This is a genomic window from Streptomyces montanisoli, assembly GCF_017813245.1.
GTDB lineage: Bacteria > Actinomycetota > Actinomycetes > Streptomycetales > Streptomycetaceae > Streptomyces > Streptomyces montanisoli.
This window is the reverse complement of the sequence record NZ_JAGIQL010000090.1, coordinates 1-13,200: the sequence shown is the minus strand read 5'-3', so window position 1 is coordinate 13,200 and position 13,200 is coordinate 1. Positions and strand designations below refer to the sequence as shown.

The following is a 13,200-nucleotide window of genomic DNA, read 5'->3' as shown; positions in this document are numbered from 1 at the left end:
GATGACGGCGTGCCACCCGTCGCCCACGGCGCGTGAAGGAGCCATGCGACCGCGGGTTGCAGCGGCGGTCGCGACGAACTTCACGCCCTCAAGGGCGATCCGCCGAGCGACGCGCGCTCCATGCCGGGGTTGTTGCGTTGGACGGTCGCGGCGACGCCGTCGAACTCGTCGGCCCTGCTCTCCCGAAGCTGCCGCGAAGTGACAAGTAGCTCTCTGTAGCGGATCTGGGGTGCGCTTGTCAGCGTTTTCGATCTTCTGGGTTCATCGGGGGCCGTGCTCGGCGACCTTGGTCCGGTCATGACGACCGGAGGGAGCGCGGGGTGCGGCAGGAGTGGGAGCCGGAGGACCTGATCGAGGTCTGGACGCTGCTGGAGGAGGACCAGGAGCGGTTGCGGAACAAGTCGGGGGCGAACCGGCTGGGGTTTGCGTTGTTGCTGAAGTTCTTCGAGGTGGAGGCACGGTTCCCGGAGAACGCCGAGGAGATCCCGGCGCCGGCGGTGGCGTACGTGGCCCAGCAGGTGAAGGTGCTGGCCGGGGAGTTGGCGGCGTACGACTGGGCGGGGCGGGCGATCAAGCGGCACCGGGTTGAGATCCGGGGCGCGTTCGGGTTCCGGGAGTGCACCGCGGAGGACCAGGCCCAGCTCGCCGAGTGGCTGGCGGTGGAGCTGTGCGGGGTGGAGCTGTCGAGGGACCGGCTGGCGGAGGCGGTGGTGGCCCGCTGCCGCAAGGACCGGCTGGAGCCGCCGACGCCGGGGCGTATCGCCCGCCTGGTGGGGTCGGCGGTCAGCACCTTCGAGGAACGGTTCTGCGCGGCCACGGTGGGCCGGCTGTCGGCGGCGACCCGGTCCCGGCTGGACGACCTGGTCGCCGAGGACGCCGGCGGCGAGGAGTCTGCGGGCGGCGGCGTGTCGTTCTTCTCCGAGCTGAAGGCGGACCCCGGTGCGCTGGGCCTGGACAGTCTCCTAGCGGAGGTGAACAAGCTCCAGCGGGTGCGCGCGCTGGAGCTGGCGCCGGAGCTGTTCGGGGACGTATCGGAGAAGCTGGTGGCCGCCTGGCGGGGGCGGGCGTCGAAGGAGTACCCCTCGGACCTGCGGGCGGCAGCCGGACCGGTGCGGTACACGCTGCTGGCCGCGCTGTGCCACGTGCGGCAGACAGAGATCACCGACTCGCTGGTGGAGCTGTTCATCCAGCTGGTGCAGCGGATCAACACGCGGGCGGAGAAGAAGGTCGAGGGCGAGTTCACCAAGGACCTCAAGCGGGTGCGCGGCAAGGAGGGCATCCTGCTGCGGCTGGCGGAGGCGGCGGTCGCGGAGCCGGGTGGCACGGTCCGCCGGGTGATCTTCCCGGTGGCCGGGGAGTCCACGCTCAAGGCGCTGGCTGCGGAGGCGGCGGCGAACGAGGCCCGCTACCGGGCGCGGGTGCGTACGGTGCTGCGGTCGTCGTACTCGGGGCACTGGCGGCGGATGCTGTCCCCGCTGCTCGGGGCGCTGGAGCTGAAGTGCAACAACACCGCCTACCGGCCGGTGATGGACGCCATTGACCTGCTGAAGCGGTACCTGGACCAGCCCATCGCCAAGGAGGGCGCGTTCTTCGACGAGTCGGAGAAGATCCCGCTGGCCGGGGTGGTACGTGAGGAGTGGCGCAAGGCGGTCGTGGACGAACGCGGCCGGGTCGAGCGCATCCCGTACGAGCTGTGCGTGCTGGTGTCGCTGCGGGACGCGCTGCGGCGCCGGGAGATCTGGGTGCCGGGCGCGGGCCGGTGGCAGAACCCGGAGGACGACCTGCCGCCGGACTTCGAGGACAACCGCGACGTGCACTACGACGCGATCCGCCAGCCCCAGGACCCCCACGCCTTCATCGACGCGCTGAAGAAGCGGCTGCGGGAGTCCCTGACCCGCTTCGACACCGCGCTGGAGCTGGGCACGACGGGCGGGGTGGACATCGTCCGCAAGCACGGCGAGCCGTGGATCAAGGTCTCGCCGCTGGGCAAGCAGGTGGAGCCGGAGAACCTGGTGGCGCTGAAGGCGGAGATCGAGCGGCGGTGGGGCACCATCGACCTGATCGACATCCTGAAGGAGGCCGAGTTCGCCACCGGGTTCACGTCCGAGTTCGCCTCGGTCGCCACCAGGGAGGCGGTCCCGAAGGCGGTGCTGCGGCGCCGGCTGCTGCTGGTGCTGTTCGCGCTGGGCACGAACATGGGCATCAAGCGGGTCGCGGTCACCGGCAAGCACGGCGAGAGCGAGGCCGTCCTGCGCCGTGTGCGGCACCTGTTCGTCAACCGCACCAACCTGCGCGCCGCCCTGGTCCGGCTGGTCAACGCCACCTTCGCCGCCCGCGATCAGGCGTGGTGGGGCGAGGGCACCGCCTGCGCGTCGGACTCGAAGAAGTTCGGGTCCTGGTCCAGCAACTTCATGACCGAGTGGCACCAGCGCTACCGCGGCCCCGGCGTGATGATCTACTGGCACGTCGAGAAGAAAACGCTGTGCGTCTACTCCCAGCTCAAGTCCTGCTCCGCCTCCGAGGTCGCGGCCATGATCGAGGGCGTCCTGCGGCACTGCACGGACGTAGAGATCGACCGCCAGTACACCGACACCCACGGCGCTTCCATCGTCGGGTTCGCCTTCGCGCACATGCTCGGCTTCAACCTGCTGCCGAGACTGAAGAACGTCGGCTCAGCGCGGCTGTACCGGCCGGCGGCCGGTGAGGACGAGACCTGGCCGCATCTGGCGCCGGTGCTGTCGACCAAGACGATCGACCGGGACCTGATCGCCCAGCAGTACGACCAGATCGTGAAGTACACCACCGCCCTGCGCCTGGGCACCGCCGAGGCCGAGCAGGTCCTGCGGCGCTTCACCCGCGGCGGGCCCAAGCACCCGACGTACCGGGCGATCGAGGAGCTGGGCCGGGCGGTACGTACGGCGTTCATCTGCGACTACCTCGCCGACGCCGACCTGCGCCGCGAGATCAACGACGGCCTCCAGGTCGTGGAGAACTGGAACAGCGCCAACCACGATCTGTTCTACGGCAAGGACGGCGACCTGACCGGCTCCGACAAGGAGTCCCAGGAGGTATCCATGCTCGCCCTGCACCTGCTCCAGTCCGCGCTGGTACACGTCAACACCCTGCTGCTCCAGGACATCCTGAGCCAGGAGAAGTGGCAGAAGAGGCTCACCGACGCCGACCGGCGGGCCCTGTCCCCGCTGTTCTGGACGCACGTGAACCCCTACGGCCGGTTCGAGCTGGACATGAACTCCCACCTCGACCTCGCCCTTGCCGCCACGGTGCCCGGCCCCCGGACCGCGCCCGAGGCGGAAACCGCCCGATCGGCGACGGACGGTGCGGCTGGGTCGGCATCCTGAAGACCATGGGCCCGGCGTCGCTCCCCGGCGGCTGGATCAAAAAAATCGCAAAAGGTGACAAAATAGGTAAAAAGAGGCATCGGCGCGGCCGTACAGGAGACCCGTTCGACGCCAACCGGTCACGGCAGTGCCCGGCCGCTCCCGGGCGAGCGAGCACCTGAAAGGAGTCCCCGCATGGCCAACATCAACGTCGCGCTGCACGTACAGGTCGAGGCCCAGCCCGGCAAAGAGGAAGAGGTCGCCGCCTTTCTCCGCGACGGCCTTGCCATCGTGCAGGAGGAGCCCGACACCGTCGCCTGGTTCGCCGTGCGCCTGGGCCCGTCCACCTTCGCCATCTTCGACGCCTTCCCCCACGACGCCGCACGCCAGGCCCACCTCGCCGGCCGCCTGGGCAGCGCCCTGACGGAACGAGCCGGTGAACTGTTCGCCCAACCGCCGTCCGTCGAGCAACTCGACGTCCTCGCCCACAAACTCCCCTGAAGACCAAACTTCCCTGTCCACGCCCGGCGCGTCGGACTGGTCCCGGCCGGCGCCCGAATCACCGCACCGGCGATCGATTGGGCCGTCATGGGGTGGGCCTGCCGTGCGCGTCGGAGCACGCGAGGTTCGGCCCGGTAGGCGGAGGTGCGCGGGGTCGGAATACACCAAGCAGACAACCGCGTATCCACAGCAGAAAGGACCTTGCCATGACCATCAAGACGGAGTCAGTGTCCCTGGAGGACGCCCGGCGAGTCGTCGCTGCGGGGGAGGCCAAGGCCGACGAGATCGGCTCGCCGAGCAACATCGCCGTCGTCGACGTCGGCGGCAACCTCGTCGCGCACATCCGGATGGACGAGGCTTGGATCGGGAGCGTCGACATCTCCATCAACAAGGCCTTCACGTCCCGGGCCTTCGACATCACTACCGCCGACCTGGCCGCCAACGCGGGTCCCGGTGAGCAGTTCTTCGGGATCAACGCATCCAACAACGGACGCGTCATGATCTTCGCGGGCGGTGTCCCGCTGCGGCACGGCGGCCGGATCGTCGGCGCCGTGGGCGTCAGCGGCGGCAGCGGTGAGCAGGACCAGACCGTGGCCGAGGCTGCGGCGACGGCCTTCTGACGACTGGCCCCGCCATGCCGTGATCAGCGGAGACCCCAGCGCGGCCGCTCGTTGGAAACTTTCCAGTTCGCCAAGAACAAACCGGGCTGGATCATTACCAGGTCCGCATACACGACGCCGGGTACCGGCACATCACCGGCCATGCATGGCGATTCGACCCTTTTTGACATCTCTTGTGGGGGTGAGACAGTGGAAGTGGTGAGGCTTTTCCGTGCCGCACTCCGTCCACGGTGATGTGCCCACCAGACCGTGGGGACGGGCCAGGTCAACGTCAAGGCGTACAAACGGCAGCTGTGCGGGTTGATCGTGCAGGGCAAGTCCAAGCCGTCCTGGATCGTCTTCCAGGAGCTGTCGCTGGACCAGGCGCCGCAGGCCGACCAGCACTTCGGCCACCGCGAGGACGGTTGGACCAAGGTCCTCCTCCATCTCGACGGCAGCTGAGCGGCGGCAGCACGGGCCCGAACCGGTCCCCCGCTGACGGTCTATAGGAGCTTCCCCCGGAAGGAACCACGCACCATGACCAACGAACTGCACGGCAGGAAGGTCGCAATCCTGGCCACGGACGGCGTTGAGCGCGTCGAGCTCGAACAGCCTCTCGGCGCACTGCTGGGCGCTGGAGCGCAGGCCGAACTCCTCTCCCTCCACACCGGCGAGATCAACGCGCGCCAGATGGACATCGACCCGGCCGGAACCTTTACCGTGGACAAGAAGGTCGCTGACGCCCGTGTGGGTGACTACGATGCGCTCCTGCTGCCCGGCGGCACCATGAACCCCGACCAGCTGCGCACCGATCCCGACGCCGTCGCCTTCGTGAGGGAGTTCGTGGAGACCGGGAAACCCGTTGCCACCATCTGCCACGGACCTTGGATACTGGCGGAGGCTGGCGTGCTGCGCGGTCGCCGCCTCACCTCCTGGCCCAGCATTCGTACTGACCTGCGCAACGCCGGCGCCGAGGTCGTCGACGAGGAGGTCGTGATCGACGGCCAGCTGATCTCCAGCCGCGGCCCGCAGGACCTCCCCGCCTTCTGCAAGGCGATCATCGAACGCTTCGCCGCTGCACTGCAACCTGCCTGATCGAGTGAAGTCGCAAGCCACCGAATGACATCCGGCATTCCCACGGCCGAGTCCCCGTGGATCAGCAGAGGAGATCGTCATGGCAAGCAGCAACCGCGCCGTCACCTTCCAGAACCCGAAGGACATGCGCGTCGAGTCCCTGGACTTCCCGAAGCTTCAGATGCCGAACGGGAAGAAGGCCCCGCACGGAGTCATCCTCCGGATCGTCGCCACCAACATCTGCGGTAGCGACCTGCACATCTACCGCGGGTCCTTCCCTGTGCCTCAGGGCATGGTGGTGGGGCACGAGATGACCGGGGAGGTCATCGAGGTCGGCCCCGACGTCGAGTTCCTCAGTGAGGGCGACCTCGTCTCCGTCCCGTTCAACGTCGCCTGCGGCCGATGCCGCAACTGCAGGGCGCGCCGGACCGAGGTCTGCGAGACCACGAACCCCAAGGTGGCCTGCGGAGCGTACGGCTTCAACCTGGGCGACTGGACCGGCGGCCAGGCCGAGTACCTGTTCGTCCCGTACGCCGACTTCCAGCTCCTGCGCTTCCCGGACAGGGACCAGGCCATGGCCAAGATCCGTGACCTGGCGCTGCTCTCGGACATCCTGCCCACCGCGTTCCACGGTCTCATGGAGGCCGGTGCCAAGCCGGGCTCGACCGTGTACCTCGCCGGCGCCGGCCCGGTCGGTCGCTGCGGCGCAGCAGCGGCGCGCCTCCTCGGGGCGTCCTGCATCATCGTCGGCGATTACCACAAGGACCGCTTGGAGCTGGTGAAGAAGAACGGCTGCGAGACGATCGACCTGAGCCAGGACGCAGCGCTCACCGACCAGATCGAGGCCATCCTGGGCGAACCCATGGTCGACTGTGCAGTCGACTACGTCGGCACCGAGGCACACGGCATCGGCCGCGAGGCCGAGGACATGGACCCGGCCTACGCTATCAACCAGGTGATCGACGCCACCCGCGCGGGCGGAGCCACCGGAGTCATCGGCGTCTACGGCGCCGACCCGCTCGCGAAGTCGAAGGCCGAGCAAGAGGGAACGTACCCGCTCGACTTCGGCACGGCCTGGATCAAGTCGCCGCGGATCACCGGCGGGCAGGCACCGATCATGCACTACAACCGCGAGCTGATGATGGCGATCCTGTGGGACCGCATGCCCTACTTGAGCGCCATGCTCAACACGAAGGTGATCAGCCTCGACGACGCCCCCGACGCCTACGCGACCTTCGACGCGGGAGCGTCCGAGAAGTTCATCATCGACCCCCACGGCCTCATTCCCGCCTGAGGCCCGCGATCCGAGAAACAGTGCCGAACTCGCCCGCCTCTCACGTTGCCGCACCGGAGAGGCGTGAGAGGGCAGTCCGTCGCTTCGTCTCGGGCGACGGCCTGCCCACTACGCCGTCGCTCGTGAGTTCGCAGGGGCGGATGAGGGGGTGCCAGGACGAGGGCGAGGGGTCGGCATCGTCCGTCCGCGACGAGGTGGATCTTGGTGGTGAATCCTCCGCGGGAACGTCCCAGACACTCGCGCCGATCTGACCACCTCCTCACCGCACGGACCTGGGCCCGACGCGGACGCACACCCGTCATCCAGGTGCGGGGAGGTTCCAGCGCCGCTTTCTCCATCGCCGCTCTGGCCTGCTACAAGCACGGTGAACGCGCAGAACCCATCTCTGAACCTCTGTCCGCCACCACGGCGGCGCTGCGGCGGCTGGGCCTTGGCTCGGCCACATCCGGTGGGAGGACGCGATGGTGCCGTATGCGGTGTGGCGCGGGCTGTGGTCGGTCAAGCGCGGCGCGTACCGCAATCAGCCGCTCGGCGGACCGCACGACGCGGCGCCGACTGCAAGCTGCTGCTTGCGAAGCTCGAACGGATGGCCGGGGTCGTGCCCGCCGACCGCTGGTGATCTTCACTGAAGGCAAGCAACGGCCAGAGCTGTACGCGGGGTTACTCTCACAAACAGTCCTTTGCCCGAGCAAGATCGATAATGGGTCGCCAGACCCCCGGGAACCTCGAATCGGTTCTCGGAACCCGTTCTCACTCAAAGAACGGTTGGACCCCCTTCTGAGACTTGCATTGTGCGAGAATCCGGGCTCATGACGGACCCTCAGCAGCCTTCCCCAACCGACCGGTCGGACGCCGACGACGTCGAACAGCACGCCTGTCCGAAGTGTGACGCGCAGCCCGGCTCGCCCTGCCGCTCACGCGGCGGCGCGGTCGCCTCCGCCTACCACACCCGCCGCTTCACGATGGTGCCCCGGCTCAAGAAGGCGCTGCGAATCCCGACCCCGGCCGACCGGGGTCCGGGCCGGCCGTGGCGCCCCGGCACCCCGCCGCCGGCGCCCATCGACCCGGACCTGCCGAGCGCGGACATCCGCATCGGATACGCCCGCTGCTCGACCCTCGGGCAGGAACTCGACTCCCAGCTCGACGCGCTCAGCAAGCACGGCATCCCCAGGGACAAGATCTTCAGCGAGAAGATCAGCACCCGCGTCCGGGTCCGCCCCCAGTTCGAGGAGGCGCTGAAGACCGCGCGGGAGGTCAAGGCGCACGCCCCGCACTGCCGGGTCATCTTCACCGTGTACGAGATGAAGCGGCTCGGCCGCGACGCCGCCGAACTCACCGCGCTCGCCGACCACCTCACCGCCCACGGCCTCATCCTGGAGATGCTCGCCGGACCACTGCCCGGCATCTACGACCCCACCGGCCCGGGCAAGCTGCTGTTCGCGTTCTTCGCCGCGATGGCGGAGACCGAGCGGGAGAACATCCGGGAGTCGACGCTGGAAGGGCTCGACACCGCGGCCCGCAAGGGCAAGCATGGCGGCCGACCACCCGTCATCACCGACGACATGCTGCACACCGTGCTCCGCAGGCGGGCGCTCGGCGAGTCCGTCGAGCAGATCCAGCCCGACCTGTTCATCCCCACCGGCAAGCGCAAGGGGCAGAACCCCTCCGTCGCCAGCATCTACCGCGCGCTCGCCGAACACGCCAAGCGCAAGGCGTACCCCGAAGCCGTCGAACAGGCCCACGCCGACTTCGCCGCCCTCACCGGCAGCGAGGTTCCTCAACCGCGCACAGAAGCCAAGGCCCTAACAGCACGCTGAGTTACTTGTCACTTCGCGGCAGCTTCGGGAGGACAGGGCCTCGTCGGTGGGAGCGCCGGCCCGATCCGAAGCGGTCAGGCACCGCGTGGTGGCGGCTCGCTCCCGTCGGCGGCGGCGGGCTGCGACATCAGTGGGTGCGGTCGGCGCGCCAGGTCATGGGGGCGGTGTCGGACGAGCTCGACGCCGTGCTCCTCGCAGTACGCGCCGTACTCGTCCTCAATGGGAACGCGTGCCCGCCCGTAAAGCACTGCGTCATGCCGCGCCGCCCGCAAGGCAGTACCGGTGCGCGCGTTAGGAGTTCTTAGCCTCATGCGGGCGAGCACACTACTCGTGAGCTCGATTGTGCCCATGACCGCCCGTGCGCTCTCCTGTTCGGCGCTGCGGCGCCGCCCCTTCGGGACATGACTCGGGTGGTCGGGGTCGCGGCCTGCTGACCCCGTCGACGTTCAACACGATGAATGAGCGGGCTCTCGGGCGTCGACGAGCTCCTGGCCACGGAGGGCAAGGGTGCTGCACGGAGAAGGCGGGTCGTACCGAACACGCCGGGGAGAAGCGTCCTTACCTGCGGGCTGCGGCCTTGACACTCTCGACACGCTGCAAGGACCACGGACATGATCGGACAGCTACACCCATGCCCTCTGCAGTCACCGTCGTCTCCACCGGGAACAGCGAATGCCCGAACCGACTTACTCACTCAGCGAGTTCATCCGTGCCTACGAGCAAGCCACCAACAGCCACGACCCGACCCGGCTCGAGCCACTGATCGCCTCCGACGCCGTCTACTGGTTCTCCGACGGATCGCACCGCGGCCGCGCAGCCATCCTGTCGGCCATCGCCGAGACGTTCGCCACCATCCGCGGTGAGGTCTACCGGATCAGCGACCTGGAGTGGATCGCCCACGGCGGTGACCGCGCGGTATGCCGTTACCGGTTCACCTGGACCGGGACCATCGACGGCAACCCACGATCGGGTAGCGGCCGCGGCACCAACGTGCTCGTCAACAACGCCGGAAATTGGCAGATGCTCCACGAACACCTCAGCAGCTGACGAGGTCGGAAGCATGACCCGGTCAGGAGTACGTGTAGAACCCGACGTGCGTCTTGCGGCCCAGGCGGCCCGCGTCGACCATGCGCTGGAGCAGCGGGGGAGCGGCGTACAGGGGTTCCTTGAACTCCGCGTACATCGAGTCCGCCACCGAGGCGACGGTGTCGAGGCCGATGAGGTCGGAGAGTTTCAGCGGGCCCATCGGGTGGGCGCAGCCCATCTCCATGCCGTTGTCGATGTCCTCGCGGCTCGCGATGCCGGACTCGAACATCCGGATCGCCGACAGGAGGTAGGGGATCAGCAGCGCGTTCACCACGAACCCCGAGCGGTCCTGGGCCCGGATCGCGTGCTTGCCGAGGATGCCGCCGACCACGGCCTCCGCGCGCTTGAGCGTCTCCTCCGACGTCGTCAGCGCGGGGATCAGCTCGACCAGCCTCTGCACCGGCGCCGGGTTGAAGAAGTGGATGCCGATCACCTGGTCGGGGCGCGAGGTCGCGACGGCGAGCCGTACCAGCGGGATGGACGACGTGTTCGACGCGAGGATCGCGTCCTGGCGCGTCACCACCTGGTCGAGCACCCGGAAGATCTCCGTCTTGACCTGCTCGTTCTCCACGACGGCCTCGATCACGAGGTCGCGGTCGGCGAACTCGCCCAGGTCCGTCGTGTAGGTGAGCCGGTCGAACGCCGCGTCCCGCTGCTCCTGCGTGATCTTGCCGCGCAGGGCCGCCTTCGTGAGGGAGGAGACGATCCGGGTCCTGCCGATCTCCAGGGCCTCGCCCGTGGTCTCGGCGACCATCACCTCGAGGCCGCTGCGCGCGGCCACCTCGGCGATACCCGCTCCCATCTGGCCGCAGCCCACCACTCCTACGCGAGTGATGTCGGTCATGCTGTCGGTCACGTCGAGCCCCTCGTCGATCGGTGTCTTCCGCGGACGTCCCGCCGGGCCCCGCCGGCGGCGCGGGGGCGCCTCCCCCCTCCGAGACGTTACTCTGCGCCCCCGGCGCGCGGGGGCTCAGGGAGGGGCGCGTCAGCCCGCGTGCGCGCCCGCGCGCCGGGGTCACTGCGGTGCGTGTCAGTCCCGCGCACGCTGGGTGACCGCGATGCACACCAGCACGGCAGCCGCGGCCCCCACCGCCACCGCGCTCAGCCGCTCGCCGAGCAGCAGCACCGACCAGACGAGGGTCAGCAGCGGCTGCGCCAGCTGCAGTTGGCTCGCCCGCGCCACGCCGATCGCCGCCATCCCCCGGTACCAGACGTACAGGCCGCAGAACGTCGACCCCGCCGCCACCCACACAAGACCGGCCACGCCGTGCGCCGTCAGGTTCACCGGCTCGTACGCCAGCGCGAGCGCTCCCCCGGCCACCGCGAGCGGCAGGGTGGCGACCAGCGCCCAGCCGATCACCTGCCACCCCGGCATCTCGCGCGCGAGGCGGCCGCCCTCCGCGTAGCCGGCCGCGCACACCAGCAGCGCCCCGAACAGGTACAGGTCGGCCGTCGAGAGGGCGCCGCCGCTCTGCTGCACGGCGAACGCGATCACCACAGCGGCGCCGCCGAGCGCGGCGCACCAGAACACCTTCGACGGGTAGCGGCCGCCGCGCGCCGCCGCGTACACGGCCGTCGTCAGCGGCAGCAGGCCGACCACCACGGCGGCGTGCGATGTGCTCGACGTGCCGAGCGCGAGCGTCGTCAGCAGCGGGAAGCCGATCACCGTGCCGCACGCCACGGCCGCGAGCGGGCCCCAGTAGCGGCGGGCGGGCAGCGGCACGCGACGGGCCAGCAGGAAGCCGAGGGCGATCAGCGCGGCGAGCACGGTACGCACCCCGACGAACGTCCACGGGCCGAAGGACTCCAGGCCCCAGACCGTGGCGGGAAAGGTCAGCGAGAACGCGGCCACACCGGCACCCGCCAGCAGTGTTCCGGTCGAGACCGCTATCGGGCGCGTAGCGGTAGCGCTATCCTGTGTCGTCATGCATGAGCGTAGCAGTGTGGACGAGCTGGCGACATCCCTGAGAAGTGAGCTGCACCGCTACTCTCCCGGCGGGAAGCTGCCGTCGAGCCGGGAGCTGGTCGAGCGCTACCACGTCTCGCCGGTGACCGTGTCCCGCGCGCTGGCGCGGCTCGCCTCCGAGGGCCTGGTGACCACCCGTCCCGGCGCGGGCGCCTACCGCGCGGCGGCCAGGCCCGCCGCGGCACAGCCCGTGGACACCTCCTGGCAGGAGGTCACCCTCAGCGCGGACGCGGGCGCGGACGGCGTGCCGCGCTCCGCCGACGCCTCGGGCGTGCTCGCCACGCTCGCCGCGCCGCCGCCCGGAGTCATCGAGTTCAACAGCGGCTACCTGCACCCGTCGCTTCAGCCCGAGCGTGCCATGGCCGAGGCGCTGGCCAGGGCCGGACGCCGTCCCGGCGCCTGGGGCAGGCCGCCGGTGGACGGGCTGCCGGAACTGCGCGACTGGTTCGCCCGCTCTATCGGCGGCACCTGGACGGCGGCCGACCTGATCGTCACGGCGGGCGGCCAGGCCGCGCTGACCACCGCGCTGCGTGCGCTGGCCGCGCCCGGCGCTCCCGTGCTCGTCGAGTCGCCGACGTACCCGGGGCTGCTGGCCGTTGCCAGGGCGGCCGGGCTGCGGCCCGTACCCGTGCCCGTCGACGCGGAAGGCCTGCGCACGGACCTGCTGGCCGACGCGTTCCGCGCCAGCGGCGCGCGGGTCCTCGTGTGCCAGCCGCTGTTCCAGAACCCCACGGGAGCGGTCCTCTCCGCGGCGCGCCGCCCCGAGGTGCTGCGCCTGGCACGCGAGCACGGCGCCTTCGTCGTGGAGGACGACTTCGTGCGCCGCCTCGCCCACCAGGACGCGGGCCCGCTGCCGCGCCCGCTGGCCGCCGACGACCAGGACGGCGTCGTCGTGCACGTCTGCTCGCTGACCAAGGCCACGTCGCCGAGCATGCGGGTGGGCGTGCTCGCCGCGCGCGGCCCCGCCAGGGAGCGGCTGCGCGCGATCCACGTCGTCGACACGTTCTTCGTGCCGCGCCCGCTCCAGGAGGCCGCGCTCGAACTCGTCGGCTCCGCGGGCTACCACCGCCATCTGCGCGCTCTCGCCGTCGAGTTGAAGAGCCGCAGGGACGCCATGACCGGGGCGCTGCGCGCCGAACTGCCCGAGCCCGCCCTGCCGCACGTGCCCGCCGGCGGCTATCACCTGTGGCTGCGCCTGCCGGACGGCACGGGCGAGCAGGCCCTGAACACCGCCGCCCTGCGGGCGGGCGTCGCCATCGCGCCGGGCCGCCCGTACTTCGGCACGGAACCGCCCGCGCCGTACATGCGGCTGAGCTTCGCGGGCGTGACGGGGATCGCCGAGATCGCCGAGGGCGTGCACCGGCTGCGGGCGGCGTACGAGGAGACGCGCGCGCAGCGCGGCCGGGGCTAGCGGAGCGCCCCCGCCAGCTCCCGCGTGTTCGGAAGAGCACACGTCTGGACCCCGGCCGCCGGCCCAACCCGCAGGCCGCCCTCCGCTGGGGAGAAGGGGGGGGGGGGGGGGGGG

At 70.1% G+C, this 13,200-nt stretch carries 11 protein-coding genes and 2 pseudogenes; 10 read left to right on the top strand and 3 right to left on the bottom strand.

From position 1 onward, the window contains the following. Nucleotides 1-320 precede the first annotated feature (320 nt). From JFN87_RS20645 to JFN87_RS20620, 6 genes are all read left to right on the top strand, one after another. Complete coding sequence (locus JFN87_RS20645) at nt 321-3,359, top strand: Tn3 family transposase (RefSeq protein ID WP_209342058.1); 3,039 nt, start codon at nt 321-323, stop codon at nt 3,357-3,359. A gap of 174 nt (nt 3,360-3,533) precedes the next feature. Further along, nucleotides 3,534-3,839, top strand: a complete 306-nt coding sequence (locus JFN87_RS20640) for a putative quinol monooxygenase (RefSeq protein ID WP_030878133.1) — start codon at nt 3,534-3,536, stop codon at nt 3,837-3,839. Between the two features lie 206 nt (nt 3,840-4,045). Next, nucleotides 4,046-4,459 (top strand): GlcG/HbpS family heme-binding protein, encoded by a 414-nt coding sequence (locus JFN87_RS20635; RefSeq protein WP_209342056.1) that lies wholly within the window; start codon nt 4,046-4,048, stop codon nt 4,457-4,459. Between the two features lie 249 nt (nt 4,460-4,708). Next, on the top strand, nt 4,709-4,900 hold the full coding sequence (locus JFN87_RS20630; RefSeq protein ID WP_209342055.1) for a hypothetical protein: 192 nt from the start codon (nt 4,709-4,711) through the stop codon (nt 4,898-4,900). 75 nt (nt 4,901-4,975) lie between these two features. After that, nucleotides 4,976-5,533 (top strand): type 1 glutamine amidotransferase domain-containing protein, encoded by a 558-nt coding sequence (locus tag JFN87_RS20625; protein ID WP_184772824.1) that lies wholly within the window; start codon nt 4,976-4,978, stop codon nt 5,531-5,533. Nucleotides 5,534-5,612: 79 nt separating this feature from the next. Beyond that, nucleotides 5,613-6,806: an alcohol dehydrogenase catalytic domain-containing protein gene (locus tag JFN87_RS20620; RefSeq protein ID WP_208882523.1), complete on the top strand. Its 1,194-nt coding sequence runs from the start codon at nt 5,613-5,615 to the stop codon at nt 6,804-6,806. Nucleotides 6,807-6,958: 152 nt separating this feature from the next. Here the strand turns inward: JFN87_RS20620 and JFN87_RS20615 are convergent. Continuing rightward, nucleotides 6,959-7,042, bottom strand: a pseudogene (locus JFN87_RS20615) (IS5/IS1182 family transposase); the annotation flags it as partial. A 25-nt stretch (nt 7,043-7,067) separates the two neighbouring features. Between JFN87_RS20615 and JFN87_RS34640 the strand changes: the two are divergent. The 3 genes and pseudogenes from JFN87_RS34640 to JFN87_RS20605 form a co-directional block, all read left to right on the top strand. Then, nucleotides 7,068-7,199: pseudogene (locus tag JFN87_RS34640) on the top strand (IS630 family transposase); the annotation flags it as partial. Between the two features lie 416 nt (nt 7,200-7,615). Continuing rightward, complete coding sequence (locus tag JFN87_RS20610) at nt 7,616-8,623, top strand: recombinase family protein (protein WP_209342054.1); 1,008 nt, start codon at nt 7,616-7,618, stop codon at nt 8,621-8,623. Nucleotides 8,624-9,295: 672 nt separating this feature from the next. Continuing rightward, on the top strand, nt 9,296-9,670 hold the full coding sequence (locus tag JFN87_RS20605; RefSeq protein ID WP_245180649.1) for a YybH family protein: 375 nt from the start codon (nt 9,296-9,298) through the stop codon (nt 9,668-9,670). A gap of 22 nt (nt 9,671-9,692) precedes the next feature. Here JFN87_RS20605 and JFN87_RS20600 read toward each other — a convergent pair whose 3' ends face one another. Then, nucleotides 9,693-10,553: a 3-hydroxybutyryl-CoA dehydrogenase gene (locus JFN87_RS20600; protein ID WP_209342077.1), complete on the bottom strand. Its 861-nt coding sequence runs from the start codon at nt 10,551-10,553 to the stop codon at nt 9,693-9,695. A 186-nt stretch (nt 10,554-10,739) separates the two neighbouring features. Beyond that, nucleotides 10,740-11,636 carry a DMT family transporter gene (locus tag JFN87_RS20595; protein WP_209342053.1) on the bottom strand — a complete coding sequence of 299 codons (897 nt, stop codon included), beginning with the start codon at nt 11,634-11,636 and terminating at the stop codon, nt 10,740-10,742. Between JFN87_RS20595 and JFN87_RS20590 the strand changes: the two genes are divergently transcribed. Further along, nucleotides 11,635-13,086 carry an aminotransferase-like domain-containing protein gene (locus JFN87_RS20590; RefSeq protein WP_209342052.1) on the top strand — a complete coding sequence of 484 codons (1,452 nt, stop codon included), beginning with the start codon at nt 11,635-11,637 and terminating at the stop codon, nt 13,084-13,086. The genes JFN87_RS20595 and JFN87_RS20590 overlap by 2 nt on opposite strands. The last annotated feature ends 114 nt before the right edge of the window (nt 13,087-13,200 follow it).